This is a genomic window from Colwellia sp. MB02u-10 (assembly GCF_014077185.1).
Classification (GTDB): domain Bacteria; phylum Pseudomonadota; class Gammaproteobacteria; order Enterobacterales; family Alteromonadaceae; genus Cognaticolwellia.
Genome location: NZ_JACGVK010000053.1, coordinates 60,588 through 80,413, shown reverse-complemented (window position 1 = coordinate 80,413; position 19,826 = coordinate 60,588). Strand labels below are relative to the sequence as shown.

Genomic DNA, 19,826 nt, shown 5'->3' with positions numbered 1-19,826 from the left:
TTAAATAATAAGACAATGAAATCTTCGCGTGGATCAGGTTTTTCTCAGACAAGTAATAAATCAACAATGACAGTGCAGGGTAAAGCTAACACTATTGGTAACCACCTACTCACTAATCTTTACAGATTAAACGCATTAGCAAAAGCCAAAAAATATAGTCAAATTTTATCGAATGCACCATCTCTTTAACCCTTAGCGTGATATCTGATTAGACCCTGTAACAAAATCTGTTACAGGGTCTACCAATTTGACCCATTTAAGTGTTGTACTTTTTTATGAGGAAAAATGAATAAATATAAGGCATAAAATTTAATCAGCAGTTATTCTATTTATAAATTTTATAACCTGTTTTTTTCATCTCAGTCCTTAAAAGTGAGGCGATGATTCATCAACTTGGTCAGTAGGCTAGTTAAGCATCCACTTTTTGTTTAACATTCTCATTCTCATTGTCATTAGTTGCTAGTGCTTTTAAAGATTGATAAAGCGTTTCTTCTTCTGCTGACAAGCTTTTTGGAAAAACAATTTTTAGCTTCACAAAAAAGTCGCCAGCAATTTTGCTAGGTAAGCCACGACCTTTTAAGCGCATTTTACTGCCGCTACTGATCAGTTTAGGTAAGGTTAAATCAATAGGTCCGCTAGGTGTTGGCACTTTCACTTTTTCACCTAAAGCTGCCTGCCATGGGCTAATAGTAAGCTCAGTGGTTATATCAGCGCCTTCAACTACATATAAAAGGTTTGGGTTAAAGCCGATTTCAAGATACAAATCACCATTTCTTGCACCGCCAGTACCTGCTTGACCTTGCTTTTGCAAACGAATTTTTTGACCCGGTTTAATGCCCTTTGGAATGCTAACTTTTAAGGTCCGATCTTTGTTTTGCATCCTTCCATGTTGATTAACAACTTGATCTTGTAGTGTAAAGTTGCGGGTTGCGCCGGTGTAAGCATCTTGGAGATCAATTAATATTTTTGCATTGCTATCTTTCCCTTGCGTAGATTGACGTCCACGTGCGCCACGTTGACCTCCACCACGTTGACCTCCACCAAATAATGATTCAAAAAAGTCGCTAAAATCACCTTGTTCGCCAGTATTTCTATGGCCTTGATGATATTGATCTTGCCAACTAGGTGGTGGTGTAAAGCCTGATTGGCCAGCCTTCCAGTTACTGCCTAGTTCATCATACGCGGCGCGTTTTTCTTTATCGCGTAATACTTCATAAGCTTCATTGATGTCTTTAAAACGAGTCTCAGCATTTTTTTCTTTACTGACATCAGGATGAAACTTGCGTGCTAATTTGCGATATGATGTTTTAATTTCGTCTTGGGACGCGGTTTTATCAACGCCCATAATTTTATAATAATCTTTATAATTCACACTGACCTCCTGCATATATGGCATTTGCAGATAATTTTGTAAGTTAGCTTTGGTAAATAATTTTAGTAGATAAAGTCGCTGAGTATCAATCCAAGGTTAAAATAACCCAGCATTAATTTTAGCCAAGCCAATTTGATGGCGTTGTTATAATAACAAATGAAATGTACGAATGTCAGTAATATGACACTGCTAGCAAATATATAAGCTGTACGTTGTATTGTTTCGTGCTGCTTTTAAACGAGAAATTTTGACATGATTTTTTGCTAAAGTTTATAACAGTCAAAGCCAGATTTTAAGCTAGTTATATAGCAGATGTTTTATGTTGTTAACTTTTACCATACTAAGATCACACTAAGCCAATCGCTATAAAACTAAAGGATCACGCATTGTGTATAAAATAATCACTTAAAAGTGAGATTTCGATGGGGGTCTGAGCATTAATCCTGTATAATGCGCGGCTTTATTATGGTGACTAAGCATTTATCTATTGATACATCTAGCTTGGTTATCCAAAATTACAGTATTAACTATCACTTTAAAACCATCTGTTAGCACTTACTAGTTAATGAGCTTAGTTAACGGAAAATAGGAATATCTTTTGATCACTACATCGAACATTACAATGCAATTTGGCGCAGAGCCGTTATTTGAAAACATTTCGGCTAAATTTGGCAACGGTCACCGCTACGGTTTGATCGGCGCAAATGGCTGTGGCAAGTCTACATTTATGAAGATACTTAGTGGCGACTTAGTGCCAAGCTCAGGTAACGTATCGGTAAGTACAGGTAATAAAGTTAGTACCTTGGGCCAAGATCAGTTTGCTTTTGAAAAACATAATGTTATCGATACTGTGATCATGGGTGACATGCCGTTATGGAAAGTTAAGCAAGAAAGAGATGCTATTTACGCACAAGCTGAGATGAGCGAAGACGATGGTATGCGTGTTGGTGACTTAGAAAGCCAATTTGCAGAAATGGATGGTTACACGGCAGAAAGTCGCGCCGGTGAAATCTTATTAGAAGCCGGTATTGATGAGTCTTTTCATTACGGTTCAATGCAGCAAGTTGCGCCAGGTTGGAAATTACGTGTGCTACTTGCACAAGCCTTATTTGCTAATCCAGACATTTTATTACTTGATGAGCCGACCAACAACTTGGATATTCATACCATCAGTTGGTTAGAAGGTGAGTTGAACAAGCGCAAATGCACCATGATTATAATTTCGCATGATAGACATTTTCTTAACTCTGTTTGTACGCATATGGCTGATATTGACTATGGCGAACTACGTGTTTATCCAGGTAACTACGAGTTTTATTTGGCACAATCTGGCTTATTACGTGAACAGTTATTAGCGGGTAATGATAAAAAAGTGGCTGAAATCGCTGAACTACAAGACTTTGTTAATCGTTTTGGTGCTAATGCTTCAAAAGCGAAACAAGCCAGTTCTCGTGCTAAGAAAATGGATAAAATTAAACTGGATGATGTTAAATCATCAAGTCGCATTACGCCTAAGATTGCTTTTGCTCCAGGTAAAAAAATGCACCGTCAAGCCTTAGAACTTGAAAACTTAAGTCACGGTTTTGATGGCGAGGTATTATTTGAAAAAGGTGATTTATTACTAGAAGCCGGCGCTAAGTTAGCTATTATTGGTGAAAACGGCGCAGGTAAAACTACCTTGTTACGCTGTCTAATGAGCGAGTTAGAGCACGTTGAAGGTGTGGTTAAGTGGTCTGAAAACGCATCAGTGGGTTATTGCCCACAAGACAGTGGTTCATTTTTCGATAATGACTTAACGCTAATGGAATGGATGTCACAATGGCGTAGACCTTGTCACAACGATTTAAGTGTTCGTGGCATGTTAGGTCGTATGCTATTTACTGACGACGATGCTAATAAAAAAGCCCGTAACTGTTCAGGTGGTGAAAAGAACCGCTTGTTATTCGGCATGTTAATGATGGCTGATATCAATGTATTGATCATGGATGAGCCAACGAACCACATGGACATCGAAGCGATTGACGCGTTAAATAATGCCTTGAAAGATTTCGAAGGTACCTTGATTTTTGTCAGCCATGACCGCGAATTTGTTTCAAGCTTAGCGACCCGTATTATTGATATTAAAGATAAAAAGTTAGTTGATTTTCAAGGCTCGTTAGACGAATACCTTGATAGCCAAGTGCAAGTGAAAAAAATCGCTTAGTAATAAAAACTTAGCGAGTGTAAGTTAAAAGACTGCATTAACAGCCAGTAAACAGAGCAAGGTACAGCGAATGTACCTTGCTTTTTAGTTTAAATACGGGGTAATTTAATGAATGAATTTTTCTTAGCGCGCGGTCAGCGTTATTATTGCTACTAGTCGAATTTACATCAGTTTAGAAAGTGCGGGTTACCTTTTCAAAAGCACCTTAACAAGTTCTTAAAAACCACCTCAACAAGTTACCTAGCAGCTTAATGTTATTGCCCATCCCATTTGTTTAATTGTCTTATGACCATGAAAGCCTACGCTAATGCCAACGCATAGTGTTATTATGAAGCATATTTTACTTTATTAGAATAACAGCATAATGTTAGTTTGCCCTCCAATGACAGAATGTCGTTGAGTTTAGTTCAATCGAGTTTGCTCGATGATGACTTGTCACTATTTGAATCAATCGCGAATAATCTTGTCAATAAAGGTTACAGTATCAGCCTTGATGCCTTACCTAAAAATTTGACCACTTTGCTATTGCAACAGATCAACGAATTAGCGGATGAAAATTTCAAACGCGCGGGTATTGGCCGAGCTAAAAATCATGTTATTAATGATGCTATTCGCACGGATGAAGTTTGTTGGATAACGGGTAATACCGAAGCTAGCGGTGCTTGGATTAAATGGGCAGGGTCACTGCAAAATTATTTAAACAAGCATTTATTTTTAGGCTTGTTTTCTTTTGAAAGTCATTTTTCCCATTACGGTAAAGGCGACTTTTACAAGCTACACAAAGATGCTTTTAAAGGCGAAGATAATCGTGTGTTATCTGTGGTGGTGTATCTTAATCAAGATTGGTCGTTTGAAGATGGCGGTGAATTGATTATTTACCCTGAGCAAGACCTTGACTCTGGTCTTATTGCCGGCAATAAGATAACGGTAATACCTAATGTTGGCACTATTGTTTTATTTTTAAGTGAAGAGTTTCCTCATGAAGTGTTACCTGCTTTACGCGATCGTTATGCTATTGCAGGATGGTTTCGATTAAATACCAGTATCGCTAATAACATTGATCCGCCAAGATAATGTAAAAAATAAAGTCATGTAATATAAGGTTATGAGGGATTGTAATTGCCAAAATTGAAGAAAAAGCTACATGTAATGAGTGAACTAAGTGAAATTAACCAAGAGTTATTGCCTTTGAAAGCATTAGCCGATAGAGAGCTGGCTTCTATTTATGGTTTAACTGGCATGGTGTACACCCCACATATCGATGTGTATATGCAGGTGAGCATAAAAAAAGCTGAAATATTGTCTTGCTTAAAAAGCCAGCAACTATTGCCAGTATCAGAGGTAGAACTTATTACTGCCGAGTTAGACATTTTGCATAAAAGAGCCAGAAGCAATGCGGTTTTTGAATATCAAGGCAAGCAATATAAGCGGCGATTTTCGCCATTAAAACTCAGTAAATCGGGTAAAAATGTTCAAAGGTGGGCAAAATTTTGGCTGCTAGAATTACCTAACGGCAAAGCGGATCCAAACTGGGAGCGGCAAGTGCGAGAAATTTGGCCAAGCTACTTTCTTATTAGAGCCATTAATATGTAGTCTAGTGTCGTTTAGCTGAGTCAACGGACGTTAAGCTTCAGTTTAACTAAGCCTAAGTTGAACTAGCCTAAGTTCAACTAAGCCCAAGTCGGTTTAAGTAAGGTGACCTAAGATTAGGCTAATCATTAATACGGCTTAGTGATTATCGACAATTTTTCAAAAAACTGATTAAAAACTTTTTCGATGGAATGCGCTAGAGATGATTATTCATCTCTAGCGCTCAATCGTTTAAGCGTTTACATCAACCACAACCCGACCAGTAACGTCACCATCAAGTAACTTGTTGGCCACAGCAATAGCGTCATGTAAGCCAACTGTGGTTGATATTTGTGATATTTTATCAGCCAACTGCGTTTGCTCAAGTCGATGCCAGGCGTCTAATCTGTCTTGCTCTGGGCGCATAACACTGTCGATACCGAGTAAAGAGACACCTCTTAAGATAAAAGGTGCTACCGTTGATGGAAAATCCATACCTTGTGCTAAACCACAGGCGGCGACACAACCACCGTAGTTGATGCTGGCACAAACATTAGCCAGTGTTGTACTGCCAACAGAATCAATAGATGCAGCCCAACGCTCTTTCATTAGTGGCTTACCAGGGGCAGATAACTCTTTACGGTCAATAATTTCATCTGCACCTAACTCTTTTAAATACGCCGCTTGTTTATCACTACCTGTTGATGCGGTTATTGTGTAGCCAAGTTCTGCTAAAATGCGAATGGCAAAACTGCCAACGCCACCGGTTGCGCCAGTCACTAAAATATTACCGCTTTTTGGTGTAATACCTTGTTTCTCTAACGCGATGACACATAACATTGCCGTGTAACCTGCTGTACCTATTGCCATGGCATTAAATGGCGTTATGCCTTTAGGTAATGGAATGAGAAATTCACTATTAATACGGGCTTTTTGCGATAAACCGCCCAAGTACTTTTCACCGACACCATAGCCATTAAGTAGCACATGATCGCCAAGGTTAAATTTATCATTATCGCATTGCTCAACAACACCCACTAAATCGATACCGGGTATCATAGGGAAACGTCTTATTACTGGGGCTTTGCCTGAAATAGCTAAGGCATCTTTATAATTAATTGTGCTGTAAAGCACTTTAATAAGCACATCGCCATCAGTTAGGTCTGCTTCACTAAGTGCTTTAACTTCAGTGTGGTAGCCTTTGCTATCATCTTTATTGATCACTAAACTGTTAAACATTACCTTCTCCAAAATAGACCAGGGGCCTATAAATAGTTAAAAAATTACTTTGCAATTAACTGCAAAAATACATCGATAAAAGTATCGATGGGCGTTAAATTTTTTGTCAATTTACTTTTAGCAATAGAGCCCTCCCATCCCATCCAAAAAAAATTCGCTAGGGCTGTGCAATCAAGTGACGCTGGAATGGTATTTTCTTGTTGTGCTAATCGTAGACAACAGGTCATTTTTTGTTGCCAAACTTCAAAAGTATCTAATAGTTGTAGCCGGTGACTTTCTGGTAACAGGCCAACTTCTTGTTCGAGATTGCCAATTAAACAACCGCGTTTAAAATTATATCTTGTCATGCCTTCTTTAGCGTCGTTAGCAAAATTTACAATACGGATTAGCGGTTTATTTGTTTCATTAAGCAGGTGTAAATCTAATTTTTTAGCAAAATAATGACTATATTCTTCAATAACCGCTATACCAAAAGCTTCCTTACTTGCAAAGTAATGATAAAAAGAACCTTTGGGTACTGACACTTTCTTTAAAATTTGATCTATGCCAGAAGAGGCAAAGCCAAATTCAGTAAAATATTCAACGCCACTTTGCACTAGCGCTTGTTTGGTTTGGCTGCTATCTCGACCTGATTTTGCAGGCCTGCCACGTTGAGGTGTTGTATTGATTTTGTTCATAGTACTATATTAGACCGATCGTCTAATTAAATGCAAGGTTAATTTATAAAAGTGAAATGTTCATGGCGATAGTACTTTACGATATTTTTTATGTTGACGTTGAGGTGTTCATTCTAAGCTTTTTAATTGGCTTTGTTGGCGAAAGCAATAGTAGCGAATTTGAAGAATCACATCGGTTAAATACCTTACTTATGATCAGGGCTGTGTCATGATGGGCAAGTTATTAACTTGGCAGTAATGCTAGCTCGGCTTGCTCACTGTTTTAGTGGCGTTATTCAGCGGCTAAAGTAGTTAATTTGTCACTTTATGCAATTAATTCAAGACTATTTGGGCAAAAAAAACGATAATTCACTTCATTAAGAACAATATACTCTTTGGCAACATTTCAAGCTGAAATCTTGGCTATACAGCAATCAATTGTGGGACCCCATTCAATGGAAATTAAAGTTAACTTTCTCGATAACCTAAAAGTAGAAGCTAAGTTTGATGACTTTAGCGTCGTCGCGGATCAACCTATTCGCTATAAAGGTGATGGCGCTGCGCCAGGACCATTTGATTACTTCTTAGCTTCTTCCGCTATGTGTGCGGCTTATTTTGTTAGGGTGTATTGTAACTCTCGCGATATTCCAACCGAAAATATTCGTCTGTCACAAAATAATATTGTTGACCCTGAAGATCGCTATAAGCAAATATTCAAAATTCAGGTCGAACTCCCTGAAAGTATTTCTGAAAAACATCGCCTGGGCATTATTCGTTCCATTGATCGTTGTACGGTTAAAAAAGTAGTACAAACGGGGCCAGAGTTTGTTGTGGAACTCGTTGACAGTCTTGAGGACGACGCGCAGGCCATGTTAATGGGACATTCGGCTGAACAAGCCAGTACCTTTATTTTAGGTAAAGACTTACCCCTTGAAGAAACTATAACTAACATGACCGCGATATTGGCCGGTCTTGGCATGAAGATAGAAATTGCCTCATGGCGCAATATTGTGCCCAATGTTTGGTCATTGCATATTCGTGATGCGGCATCGCCGATGTGTTTTACTAATGGTAAAGGCGCAACGAAAGAAAGCGCACTTTGTTCAGCTTTGGGTGAGTTTATTGAGCGCCTGAATTGTAACTTCTTTTATAACGATCAGTATTTGGGTCAAGACATTGCTAATAGTGACTTTGTACATTATCCCAATGAAAAATGGTTTAAATTAAATGAAAGTGATGACTTACCTAGCGGTATTTTAGATGATTACTGTCTTGATATTTATAATCCTGACGACGAACTAGGTGGCTCAAATCTCATTGATACCAATTCAGGCAACCTTGAACGTGGTATTTGTGCGATTCCTTATGTACGTCAATCGGATGGCGAAACAGTATATTTCCCATCAAATTTGATTGAGAACTTATTCTTAAGTAATGGCATGAGCGCTGGTAATAACTTAGCGGAAGCGCAAGTGCAGTGTTTGTCTGAAATTTTTGAACGGGCAGTAAAAAGACAAATAATAGAACAAGAAATTGTTTTACCTGATGTGCCTAAAAGTGTGCTTGAACAGTATCCGAACATTCTTGCGGGTATCGATGCACTTGAAGCTCAAGGCTTTCCTGTGGTGATTAAAGACGCCTCGTTAGGTGGTCAATTTCCTGTGATGTGTGTGACTTTAATGAACCCAAAAACCGGTGGTGTATTTGCCTCTTTTGGTGCGCATCCAAGTTTTGAAGTAGCGTTAGAGCGCAGCTTAACTGAGTTGTTGCAAGGTCGTAGTTTTGAAGGGTTAAATGATGTGCCAAGGCCAACTTTTAATAGTCTTGCGGTATCTGAGCCAGAAAACTTTGTCGAACACTTTATTGATTCAACCGGCGTAATTTCGTGGCGTTTCTTTAGTGATAAACATGACTATGAATTTTGCGAATGGGATTTTTCTGGCACCAGTGAGGAAGAAAACACTCGTTTGTTTTCTATTTTACAAGACTTAGGTAAAGAAGCTTATGTTGCGGTATTCGACCAACTCGGCGCTACGGCATGTCGTATTTTAGTCCCTGATTATTCAGAAATTTATCCAGTAGAAGACTTGGTTTGGGATAATACCAATAAAGCACTGAGTTACCGTGAAGATATTCTTAATATTCATCGCTTAGATGATGACGCGCTAGAAAGTTTAGTCACACGTTTAGAAGATAGCCAGCTAGATAATTATAGCGATATCAGAACCTTAATTGGTATTGAATTTGATGAAAATACGGTTTGGGGTCAGTTAACAATTTTAGAACTTAAAATACTGATTTACTTGGCCTTAGGCGCATTGGAAGACGCGCAGGAGTTGGTTGAAGCTTTTTTACAGTTTAATGACAATACGGTTGAACGTGGCTTGTTTTATCAAGCTATGCAGGCGGTACTTGAAATTACCTTAGACGAAGACATGGAACTTGAAAATTTTATTGGCAATCTAAATAGAATGTTTGGTGAAAATACCATGAATAATGTCATCGATTCAGTGATGGGCGAAGTGAAGTTTTTTGGATTGACTAAAACCGGTATGAACTTAGACGGATTAGACAAGCATTTGAGATTAATCGGCAGCTATAAAAAATTGCATCAAGCACGAAAAGAACAAGCAGCAAGCTAAACTCTAGCCAATGTTGGCTAATTTTTTAGCGAATTTTTTTATTTGATTTTATAAAATTTTAAAGCCAATACCTAACGAGAGGTATTGGCTTTTTTGTGATTTATTTTTGTGATTGATGTTTATTTTACAGCCACAAAGGAGGAGTGTATCTGTGTATAATGACTGTGATTACTGCCATAAAAGGCTTTGTTGCTTTAAAATGTTAACGTTTGATTCATAAAATATAAGCACTTTTTATAAGTACATCACCTTATTTCGACTATAATTTTTTGCTTGATACAAGGCTTTGTCAGCGCGAGAAAATATAGTGTCAAATGACTCGTCGTCAGAGATAAAGCTTGAAACACCAATACTGACTGAAAGCTTTATCTCGCCTTGCCAGTCACCAAGGATTTTCAAATTACTTTGCTCTGTTCTTATACGTTCTGCCAGTTTCATGCCCGCCGTTGCAGATGTTTCAGGTAAAAGAATAAAAAACTCATCACCGCCAATACGGGCTAAAATGTCGATTTGTCTTAGGTTAGCTTTAAGTTGTTTCGCTACCTCGATTAATACTTGATCCCCAGCAGGATGACCAAATTTATCATTTATACTTTTGAAGTGGTCAATATCAATGGTCATGACTGTTAAAGATAATGAGTAGCGTTTTGTGCGGTGATATTCTTTTTCCGCTTGCTCTGTAAATAAACGACGATTATATAAATTAGTTAATGGGTCAGTATTAGCAAGTTTTTTAAATTCTTCTTTTAGTTTAAATAATTCAGTTACGTCACTGGAGAAGCCAATTAACGCAGGTAATTTATTTGGCTGATTAAAGGGGATTTTAGTGCTGATGTAATGAGATGTGTTGCCATCTTTACTATGAGTAGTTTCTTCTATTACTTGTTTTTGATTTTTTTCAAAAACCTGCTTGTCTGATTGATAAAAGTGTTCGGCAATGTCTTTGGGTAAAACCTCAGTATCTTTTTTACCAATGATGTTCTCTGCTTTATCACCAAATAATTCAGCAACACGACTATTTACGTATAAAAAAGTCCGTTCGCAATCTTTTATATAAATATGAGCATCGATATTATTTAACATGGTAGTAAGTAAATGACTTTGGTTACTGACTTGCTCTTGTAACTTTTTTTCCACGGTGATGTCAGTAGATATCCCACTCATACCATCGACACTACCGTCACTTCTATAAAGTGGTTTTTTGACTACTTTATAAATACGAGTTTCATTTTTAGCTTTAATGAAATTTATTTCTTCACTTTCTACTCTAATGGCTTTGTTCATCACTAAGTCATCATTTATTTTTAATTGTCTAGAAATGGCTAAATCAAAAAAATGACTATCATCATAGCCAATAACATCAGTCAAATTTTTTTCAAATAAGTCTAAAATAGCTTGGTTTGCGTAAGTATATTTTCCAGACAAGTCTTTGGTATAAATAAAGGAATCTATACTGTCTAATACTTCACTTTTGATGTTATTAAAAGTGGATGCCATATCTTTTTTTTTACTCAAGTTGTCACCGTAAGGTAAAAGGTAAAAGGTAAAATTCAATATATATCAAATCGCTATGGTAGTTTAATTTTAATATCATCGCAACTAGCGAGTGGGTTACTCTACCATTTGACCACTTACATAGGTAAATTTATTTTCGGCCTACGTTGTTGTTATCTAATATTAGCTTTCGTAGCAAAGTGACTGTTTGGTAGCGTTAATTTGCAGAAATAAACTGACTGTGTGTTAGTAAAAGTTATCGTGTTTTAGAGCTCACAGCTAATCCAATCCGTTGATGGAACAGCTCGAAAATCATGCGTAGTCAAAGGCTATAATTATTTAGTCGTGGTTATAGCGGTTAAGTTTTTACTAAATTTAAGAAAAAAAAATGCGTTTACTTAAAAAAGTAAACGCATTATAAAAACATAAAACACTCAGGGAAGTAAGTCTCTCATAGGGTAAGAGTGGTTGTTTACAGGTAAGTTCAAATTTTGTTTAAATTTATTTATTTTTATTATCATGAAAATAATTTGATATTTGCACAACTCGTCCGCACTTAATAATAAAGCTTATTGCGAATGATTTATTATGTTTTCTTACTTCTTACCTGTGTTCATTGCTTTATTACTTATGGCTTATTTGGCTGGCAAGCCTTATTGGTTGGCATATAAACGTCGATTGATAAAAGCTAAACCCTTTAAGAAACAATGGCGAAAAATAATTCAGCAAAGAATGCCGTACTTTAGGCAAATGCCAGCAGATTTGCAGTTGCAATTAAAACAACATATTCAGGTTTTTTTGGCAGAAAAAGAGTTTGTCGGTTGTAACGGGGTAGTGATTACCGATGAAATAAAAATTACTATAGCAGCACAAGCATGCTTGTTATTACTCAATCGAAAAACTAATTATTATCCAAAGCTACAGTCAATATTAGTCTACCCAAGCGCTTTTGTGAAACAGCAGCAAACGCGAACGGGTGACGGTGTACAGTTTACCCAAAAAATAGTCTTGGCTGGCGAGTCTTGGGATTTTGGTAAAGTGGTATTGTCGTGGCAAGATACCTTAGTAGGCGCAAAAATTCCTGATGATGGCCATAATGTTGTGATCCATGAATTTGCTCACCAACTTGATCAAGAAAATGGCAGAGCCAATGGTGCCCCTATATTGGCGGCAGGACAAAGTTATCAGAGCTGGTCAGAAATTTTTTCATCACAATTTGAAATTTTAAAAAAACAAGCAAATACAGGTGCACCATCACTGTTTGATTATTATGGTGCAACAAATCCTGCAGAATTTTTCGCTGTTGCCAGCGAAGTTTTTTTTGAGCAATCTAAGTCATTTAGCCAACAGCATCCTAAGCTTTATCAGCAACTCACTCAGTATTATAAAGTTGATCCGCTGTACTGGTAATACTGAGGTTAAAGAAAAAAGCGAGTATTACCCTTGGGTAATACTCGCTAGAATATCCTGACTAGTTTACATTAGTCTTATAGTAAGCTTACTTTAGGCCTATTTCAGGCCTATTTCAGGTCGAAGCGATCAAGCTGCATGACCTTAACCCAAGCATTGACAAAGTCAGTAACAAACTTATGTTCAGCATCGTCAGAAGCATAAACTTCCGCAATAGCGCGTAATTCAGAGCTCGAGCCAAAGATTAAATCAACAGGCGTTGCTTGCCATTTTAGTTCATCTGACATGCGATCATAACCTTGATATACCCCAGCTTGATTGTTGTCTTTGCGCCATGTGGTTGACATGTCAAGCAAATTGACAAAGAAGTCATTCGTTAATAAGCCAGGTGTTTTGGTTAGTACACCTAAATCTGAGCCATCAAAATTGGCATTAAGTACCCGCATACCACCGACTAACACGGTCATTTCGGGTACATTTAAGCTCAGTAAATTTGCTTTGTCGACCAGCATGGCGGTTGGCGACATATAACTTTCTTCATCGTAATAATTACGGAATCCGTCAGCATTGGGTTCTAAATAATTAAATGATTTCACATCAGTTTGGGCTTGAGTAGTATCAGCACGACCGGCATTAAAAGGCACGACAATAGTATGTCCTGCTGCTTTTGCTGCTTGTTCAATCGCCGCTGCACCACCTAAAACAATTAAGTCAGCCAACGAAACTTTGCTGCTTGGCGAACGCTGATTAAAGTCACTTTGAATTGATTTAAGTTTAGCTAACACTTTACTTAATTCAGCCGGATTGTTTACAGGCCAATTTTTCTGTGGCTCAAGTTGAATTCGTGCTCCGTTAGCACCGCCACGCATATCAGTAACACGATGACTGGCCGCTGACGCCCATGCTGTTCTGACTAATGTTGAGGTGGTTAAGCCCGAATCAAGTAGTTGTTTTTTTAGTTCACTGATCTCAGCGGCTGAAACTAAAGGATGTTCAACTGCAGGGATCGGGTCTTGCCATGATAATATTTCACTCGGTATTTCTGAGCCGACATATCTAGCACGTGGTCCCATATCACGATGGGTTAGTTTAAACCAAGCTCTGGCAAATGCTTTATCGAAATCTTTTGGATTAGCTCTAAAGCGCTCAACAATTTTAAGAAATTCTGGATCTTTTTTCAGTGCTAAATCAGTGGTGAACATAATGGGTGCATTACGTTTATTAGCAATGTGTGCATCAGGCACTAAATTAGCGGCGGCTGGATCGCTAGGGGTCCACTGAATGGCACCCGCTGGGCTGGTCGTTTTTACCCAAGTAAAATTCATTAAGTTATCTAAGTAGTTAGAAGACCATTGTGTTGGTGTAACTGTCCAAGCACCCTCTAAACCACTGCCAGTTGCATCAGCGCCAACACCTGTACCACATTTATTTTTCCAGCCTAAACCTTGCTCTTCGATAGCTGCGGCTGCAGGTTCTGCACCAACACACTTATCAGGTTTTTTCGCGCCGTGAGCTTTACCTAGGGTATGTCCACCAGCACTTAGCGCGACTATTTCTTCATCATTCATCGCCATACGACCAAACGACATTCTAATATCGTTGGCTGCTAATAGCGGGTCTGGGTTGCCATGTGGCCCAACAGGATTAACATAAATCAAGCCCATTTCTACTGCGGCAAGTGGGCCTTTTAATTTACCTTTACTGTCACGTCGCTTGTCATCAAGCATGATGGTTTCTGGACCCCAGTAAACTAAATCAGGCTCCCAATCGTCACTTCTGCCACCGGCAAAACCAAAGGTTTTAAAGCCCATTGATTCTAATGCCACATTGCCAGAAAGCACCATTAAATCAGCCCATGAAACTTTACGGCCATATTTTTGCTTTACTGGCCATAATAAGCGTCGAGCTTTATCTAAGTTGACATTATCAGGCCAACTATTTAAGGGATCAAAACGTTGTTGTCCACCTGAAGCTCCGCCTCGACCATCATGTACACGATAAACACCGGCGCTGTGCCATGCCATTCTGATCATCAATGGACCATAATGCCCCCAGTCTGCAGGCCACCAAGTTTTTGAATCAGTTAATGTTGTTTCAATATCTTGTTTTAATTTGTTTATATCTACAGTGGCAAATTCTTTAGCATAATTAAATTCCTCGCCATAAGGATTCGATTCAGCGCCGTGTTGACGTAGTGGACTTAAATTTAGCTGCTCTGGCCACCAAAATTGGTTGGTTTTAGCCGCTTCAGCACTTAGGGCTGAAGCTGATAAGGTTATCGTTGTAAGTGCCACTGAAATAGCAGCGGCTAGTGATAGTGTTTTTTTAAGCATTTTAGTTCCTCAATATTTTCTGACTGTTGATTTTTTTGTGTAAATCAATATTTTTTGAGTATAGAACTGAATAGTTGCTTTTGATAATTGATTGATTGGAAGATAGTGTTCTGTTTTTTGAATACGATGCTTATATGTTTTAAGTTGTTGATTTATAGTTTCTTGTTATTATTTTTGTCCGTGGAGATAAAAATTAAGTTTAACAAAGTTATAAAAAACTGATTAAACTAGGCTTTATGTTCAATAATAACTATTAACCTTAACCTAGCGCTCTCGCAGGCAACTAGCATGGAAAACTATGATCTCATTAAAACAATTACATTATGCGCTTGCCGTTGAAAAAACCTTACATTTTAAAAAGGCAGCAGATGCTTGCAATGTTTCACAATCCGCATTAAGTACCGCTATTATTGAACTTGAAAAGCAATTAGGTACCACCATTTTTGAGCGAAACAATAAGCAAGTGTTAATTACCAGTTATGGCCAACTCATTTTAAATAAAGCCAGAACGGTAAAGCTAGAAGTCGATGAACTTTTACAAATTTCCCAATCGAATAACCAGCCATTTGTGCATCCGATGACTCTAGGTGTTATTCCGACTATTGGGCCTTACCTGCTGCCGAAAGTATTACCCGAGGTTAGGCGACAATATCCGAACTTTAAATTGAAAATAATTGAAGAGCAATCGCAAGTATTAGTCGATATGGTCAGGCGAGGTGATATTGACGCTGCTGTGCTAGCGCTGCCATTTCCTATAGATGGTTTAATGAGCTTTGATTTTTGGCAAGAAGACTTTTATTGGGTTAGCCATAAAGATGAATGCCCGAGTCAGCTAAAAGAAATTACCAGTGCAGAATTAGAAATTGACAAACTTATGCTATTAAAAGATGGTCACTGTTTAAAAGATCACGCATTAGCCGCTTGCAGTATGAAAGGTGACAAACAACAGTCTGACTTTGATTCAGCGAGTTTGCATACTTTAATTCAAATGGTAGCGGGTAAGTTGGGCACAACTTTAGTGCCACAAATGGCGCTAGATCAGTTGATTTACAACGAGTCAGAAATTAGGGCAATACATTTAAATGAACCTGGCCCACATCGCACCATTGCACTCATTATTCGTCCTAACTATGTTAGAACTAACGAACTAACCATGTTAAGGGATATATTTAATCAAGAGTTAACTGAAAAGTGCTAATGGGCTTTAATTTTCACAGCGTTAAGCAAGGCAGTTAGCTTTGCTGTGTATCTGTTTTTTAGCATTACTTTATTGATTTTATCAAATTTACTGGATTGTATAAGCCGGTAATAATGCACACATAACGCTTTACTGCAAGCTTACATCTGCATCTTGAAGTAGAGCGGGTAACTAACTAATTAAAAGGAAATAAATGATGAAAAACATAATTAAAAATATTCAAGCTTTATTGAATTCAACTCATCAGGATAACGTTGAGCTAAATAAGCAGCAACAAATTGAATGTAACTACACTAATAATTATTATGGTGATCAGCAATGCCAAGCGATGAAAGTTGAGCAATAAACAATGCAGGTCTGTATTTATAGTGGCTATTCTCTAGAGTATTAATTATCTGGATTCAATGCTCAGCTAAATTAAACTAAGCTAAGCTAAGCTAAGCTAATGTTAATAGTGTTAGCTTAGCGGCTAAGGGTTTTTAAACGCTCTTAGAGAGGATGAAATTAGCGTTAATTACTGGGGTATGTTCAGGGTTTAATCAGCACTAGATACTGGGATTCTTAAGACCACACGCTTTAAAATACCCGCGGCAACGTCAGTAGGTATTTGATAAAAATCGTTAACATAGGCCTTTGCATTTAAATATTGTCGAATTTGTTTTTTGACTTTACATGGGTTTTTACATTGCAGTGAAAATACCACCGTATAGTCGCCGAGCGTTTTTGCTGATAATGTTATGGCGTACTCAATGGGATCTGTAGGAGTACAGCCAATTCTGACGACATCACTAAAAAATGAATGTGTCATCACGTAAACATTGCCGTAAGAAACTGCATCGCTGCTAGTGTGTTTTTTGGTGATTTCCATTACATCAATAACCTAAGTTAACAATCTATATAAGTGTTTTAATAAAGCCTATTACAAGCGACAGTATCTAGCAATAGATAAGTAATATAGCCATAATTTTCCTACACAATATTCATCCCCTTTTGCTTGTGCAAATTTAGTTTTGAAACTGCATTTTCAAGTGCAATGACTATATAGCTTAGCGTTTAAAAAATGACATTAAATGAAAGTGAATGTTATAATCGCGGCCAATTTTGAGTGGGCTTGTTGTTAGCCTTCATGCTAGCTATAAAGCTAAAGAGATTTTTAATGCCATTTTCCCAACTTGGGTTGTCAAACCCGATAGTCAATGCGATAGCTGATTTAAATTATCGTCAACCTACTGATATTCAAAAACAGGCCATACCGGTTATTTTATCCGGTAAAGATGTTATTGCCGCAGCGCAAACAGGTACAGGTAAAACTGCTAGTTTTGTTTTACCTTTACTAGAAAAACTCAGTGCTGCTGATAAAGATGAAGCGCACAATCTTCGTGGCAAACGCATTCGGGTGTTAATAGTAACGCCAACGCGTGAGCTAGCCGTGCAGGTTGAAGCCAATATTGCTCAATATGGTAAATATTTAAATATAAGCTCTATGGCAATGTATGGTGGCACAGAAATAGAGCCACAGAAGCAACGTTTGATTTGGGGTATTGATATTTTGGTAGCTACCCCAGGCCGATTACTTGATATGGCTCATCAGCGGGCGGTGTACTTTGATCAACTTGAAGCTTTTGTGCTTGATGAAGCCGATAGAATGTTGGACATGGGTTTTATTGATGACATTAATAAAATTATTGAGCGTTTGCCAGAAAAACGTCAAAATTTATTATTCTCAGCCACTATTTCTGACGATGTTAGAGCACTAGCAAAAAGAACACTTTATCATGCCAGTGAAATTTCAATCGCTAAGAACAGTGCCTCAAAACCTAAAATATCCCAATGGTTGGTCACGGTAGATAAAACTAATAAGTCCGCATTATTAAGCTATTTAATTAAACAGCAGCAATGGCAGCAGGCACTAATTTTTATTGAAACTAAGCACGGCGCAGCAAAACTGGTTAGCCAATTGGAAAAGCGTGGTATTAAAGCTGAGTCTATTCATAGTGGTCGAACTCAAGTTATACGAGAACAAATTCTCAATGACTTTAAAGCCGGTAAAATAGAGTTTTTAGTCGCCACCGCTATTGCAGCGCGCGGTATTGATATTGGCGAACTGGCTCGGGTGGTTAATTACGACTTACCTGATAAAGTAGACGATTATACTCACCGTATTGGCCGTACAGGTCGTGCGGGTAAAAATGGCGAAGCGGTATCTTTTGTTGCTAAAGATAATTTTAGAAACCTTTGCGCCATTGAAAGTGACTTAGGACACGTTATTGAACGCAGAGAGTTTGACGAATTCCCAGTTAAAAAAGTAGTGCCTGTGTCTATTTTAAATTATGTCCCAAAGAATAAACGTAGTTAAATCAGAGTTAAATTAAGACTTAAATAAAAAATTGCACTAATTTCAATGGTCAATAATGACTTTTTACATTAAATGCAGCGATGATATAATAACGCCACTGCTCGCAGTTGAACTTAGTGAAAAACAACCATAAATAAGTAATCATAAACAAGTCAGAAAATAGGAAACTTAATGAACCCAATTATTGCAATTTTAAAAGAACATGATGTAAGCGACGAGCAAATTAAAGCGGTATTTCAAGCGCTAACAGAAAACCCAATAATGGCCATGGCGACAGTACAACAATTGGGTATTCCACAAGAAAAGTTACAAGCCTTGATGATGATGCTAATGCAAAATCCTGGGCTGATTGAAGAAGCGGTAAATGAGCTAGGATTAGATTTTTCGAAAGTTGAAGCAGCCAAAGCGACTTTAACTAAAGAAAACTAGTTATAGCAGCAAGATTAGTCATATGATTAATCTTGCTAACAATAGGCTGATAGTGATTTCAGCCTATTGTAAACTATAGCGTCAAGTTATAGCGTTAAGTAATAGTGGTAAATTATAGCGATAAATAACCAGTAAGCTTTTTGCAATTTTTCGCTATCAATTTTCACTATCAGTTACGCCTGGTTTGTATAAATAATTTATTCGACCCGAATTGTTGCTTTAATAATTTTCACTACTTTTTCTGTTCGACCAGAGCGACTACCTAAGCTTTCAATGGCCGGCAGTGTTGTTTCTAACCCCTCAACCACCTCACCAAAAATGGTATGTTTACCATCTAACCAAGGTGTGGCGGCAAAGGTGATAAAAAACTGACTGCCATCAGTATTTGGTCCAGAGTTTGCCATGCTCAGTAATCCTGGCTTATCGTGACTTAATGTGCCGCTAAATTCCCCCGCATATTTATAACCTGGGTTGCCGCTACCATTACCTAATGGGTCGCCACCTTGCGCCATAAAGTTATTGATCACACGATGAAAAACCAAATCATCGTAAAAGCCAAGTTTTGTTAAGTAAATTGTACTTGTTGCATGCATTGGCGTGGTCTCTGGGAATAACTTAACCACCAATTTTCCTTCAGTAGTGTCTAACTCCCAAAAATATTGAGCTTCTGGGTCAAAGGTTACTATTTCAGGTTTTTCTAGTGTGGTTTTCCAATCACCTTGAGTTTTATCTATTTTTTGCTTTTCAAGATAAGCATTAACCGATTTTACGGCGGGATCTGAGTTAAAACAACCAGACAATGCTATTAATAATAACGAGATTAAGCTGGTTTTTAGCAATGAAAAATTAATTTTTAGCATGTAACTGCTTCCTTTATATATTGGCTAATATGAGTTTATATCAGGCAATTTGTAACATCAGACGA

At 37.8% G+C, this 19,826-nt stretch carries 17 protein-coding genes; 10 read left to right on the top strand and 7 right to left on the bottom strand.

Annotated features, from left to right (window positions below; genetic code table 11):
• Positions 1-409: 409 nt before the first annotated feature.
• On the bottom strand, positions 410-1,372 hold the full coding sequence (locus H4J59_RS00835) for a DnaJ C-terminal domain-containing protein (protein WP_182235960.1): 963 nt from the start codon (positions 1,370-1,372) through the stop codon (positions 410-412).
• Positions 1,373-1,970: 598 nt separating this feature from the next.
• Between H4J59_RS00835 and H4J59_RS00830 the strand changes: the two genes are divergently transcribed.
• The 3 genes from H4J59_RS00830 to H4J59_RS00820 all read left to right on the top strand — a co-directional run bounded on the left by H4J59_RS00830 (position 1,971) and on the right by H4J59_RS00820 (position 5,168).
• A complete protein-coding gene (locus tag H4J59_RS00830) occupies positions 1,971-3,575 on the top strand; it encodes an ABC-F family ATPase (RefSeq protein ID WP_182235958.1) in 1,605 nt (534 codons plus the stop codon).
• A 390-nt stretch (positions 3,576-3,965) separates the two neighbouring features.
• Positions 3,966-4,649, top strand: a complete 684-nt coding sequence (locus H4J59_RS00825; protein WP_182236114.1) for a 2OG-Fe(II) oxygenase — start codon at positions 3,966-3,968, stop codon at positions 4,647-4,649.
• 75 nt (positions 4,650-4,724) lie between these two features.
• A complete protein-coding gene (locus H4J59_RS00820) occupies positions 4,725-5,168 on the top strand; it encodes a hypothetical protein (RefSeq protein ID WP_182235957.1) in 444 nt (147 codons plus the stop codon).
• 228 nt (positions 5,169-5,396) lie between these two features.
• Here the strand turns inward: H4J59_RS00820 and H4J59_RS00815 are convergent, their stop codons facing one another.
• Together H4J59_RS00815 and H4J59_RS00810 are read right to left on the bottom strand one after the other, a co-directional pair.
• Positions 5,397-6,383, bottom strand: a complete 987-nt coding sequence (locus H4J59_RS00815; protein ID WP_182235955.1) for an MDR family oxidoreductase — start codon at positions 6,381-6,383, stop codon at positions 5,397-5,399.
• Between the two features lie 44 nt (positions 6,384-6,427).
• Complete coding sequence (locus H4J59_RS00810) at positions 6,428-7,060, bottom strand: TetR family transcriptional regulator C-terminal domain-containing protein (protein ID WP_182235953.1); 633 nt, start codon at positions 7,058-7,060, stop codon at positions 6,428-6,430.
• Between the two features lie 62 nt (positions 7,061-7,122).
• On the opposite strand from H4J59_RS00810, the gene H4J59_RS00805 reads away from it, so the two are divergent.
• Complete coding sequence (locus H4J59_RS00805) at positions 7,123-7,272, top strand: hypothetical protein (RefSeq protein ID WP_182235951.1); 150 nt, start codon at positions 7,123-7,125, stop codon at positions 7,270-7,272.
• 222 nt (positions 7,273-7,494) lie between these two features.
• The gene (locus tag H4J59_RS00800) at positions 7,495-9,681 is read left to right on the top strand and encodes an OsmC domain/YcaO domain-containing protein (protein WP_182236112.1); all 2,187 of its coding nucleotides are present in this window, start codon (positions 7,495-7,497) and stop codon (positions 9,679-9,681) included.
• Between the two features lie 234 nt (positions 9,682-9,915).
• On the opposite strand, the gene H4J59_RS00795 is transcribed toward H4J59_RS00800, so the two are convergent.
• On the bottom strand, positions 9,916-11,196 hold the full coding sequence (locus tag H4J59_RS00795) for a sensor domain-containing diguanylate cyclase (protein ID WP_259369330.1): 1,281 nt from the start codon (positions 11,194-11,196) through the stop codon (positions 9,916-9,918).
• Between the two features lie 567 nt (positions 11,197-11,763).
• On the opposite strand from H4J59_RS00795, the gene H4J59_RS00790 reads away from it, so the two are divergent.
• Entirely contained in the window at positions 11,764-12,585 is an 822-nt protein-coding gene (locus tag H4J59_RS00790; protein WP_182235949.1) for a zinc-dependent peptidase, read from the top strand.
• A gap of 110 nt (positions 12,586-12,695) precedes the next feature.
• Here the strand turns inward: H4J59_RS00790 and katG are convergent, their stop codons facing one another.
• The gene (gene katG / locus H4J59_RS00785; protein WP_182235947.1) at positions 12,696-14,918 is read right to left on the bottom strand and encodes a catalase/peroxidase HPI; all 2,223 of its coding nucleotides are present in this window, start codon (positions 14,916-14,918) and stop codon (positions 12,696-12,698) included.
• Between the two features lie 298 nt (positions 14,919-15,216).
• Between katG and H4J59_RS00780 the strand changes: the two genes are divergently transcribed.
• Complete coding sequence (locus H4J59_RS00780; protein ID WP_182235945.1) at positions 15,217-16,116, top strand: hydrogen peroxide-inducible genes activator; 900 nt, start codon at positions 15,217-15,219, stop codon at positions 16,114-16,116.
• 193 nt (positions 16,117-16,309) lie between these two features.
• Complete coding sequence (locus H4J59_RS00775; RefSeq protein WP_182235943.1) at positions 16,310-16,462, top strand: hypothetical protein; 153 nt, start codon at positions 16,310-16,312, stop codon at positions 16,460-16,462.
• Positions 16,463-16,651: 189 nt separating this feature from the next.
• Here the strand turns inward: H4J59_RS00775 and H4J59_RS00770 are convergent, their stop codons facing one another.
• The gene (locus tag H4J59_RS00770; protein WP_182235941.1) at positions 16,652-16,984 is read right to left on the bottom strand and encodes a GIY-YIG nuclease family protein; all 333 of its coding nucleotides are present in this window, start codon (positions 16,982-16,984) and stop codon (positions 16,652-16,654) included.
• A gap of 288 nt (positions 16,985-17,272) precedes the next feature.
• Between H4J59_RS00770 and H4J59_RS00765 the strand changes: the two genes are divergently transcribed.
• Both H4J59_RS00765 and H4J59_RS00760 read left to right on the top strand, forming a co-directional pair.
• Complete coding sequence (locus H4J59_RS00765; RefSeq protein WP_182235939.1) at positions 17,273-18,472, top strand: DEAD/DEAH box helicase; 1,200 nt, start codon at positions 17,273-17,275, stop codon at positions 18,470-18,472.
• A gap of 171 nt (positions 18,473-18,643) precedes the next feature.
• Complete coding sequence (locus tag H4J59_RS00760; RefSeq protein WP_182136263.1) at positions 18,644-18,901, top strand: DUF2999 family protein; 258 nt, start codon at positions 18,644-18,646, stop codon at positions 18,899-18,901.
• A gap of 197 nt (positions 18,902-19,098) precedes the next feature.
• Here H4J59_RS00760 and H4J59_RS00755 read toward each other — a convergent pair whose 3' ends face one another.
• The gene (locus H4J59_RS00755) at positions 19,099-19,761 is read right to left on the bottom strand and encodes a peptidylprolyl isomerase (RefSeq protein WP_182235937.1); all 663 of its coding nucleotides are present in this window, start codon (positions 19,759-19,761) and stop codon (positions 19,099-19,101) included.
• Between the last annotated feature and the right edge of the window lie 65 nt (positions 19,762-19,826).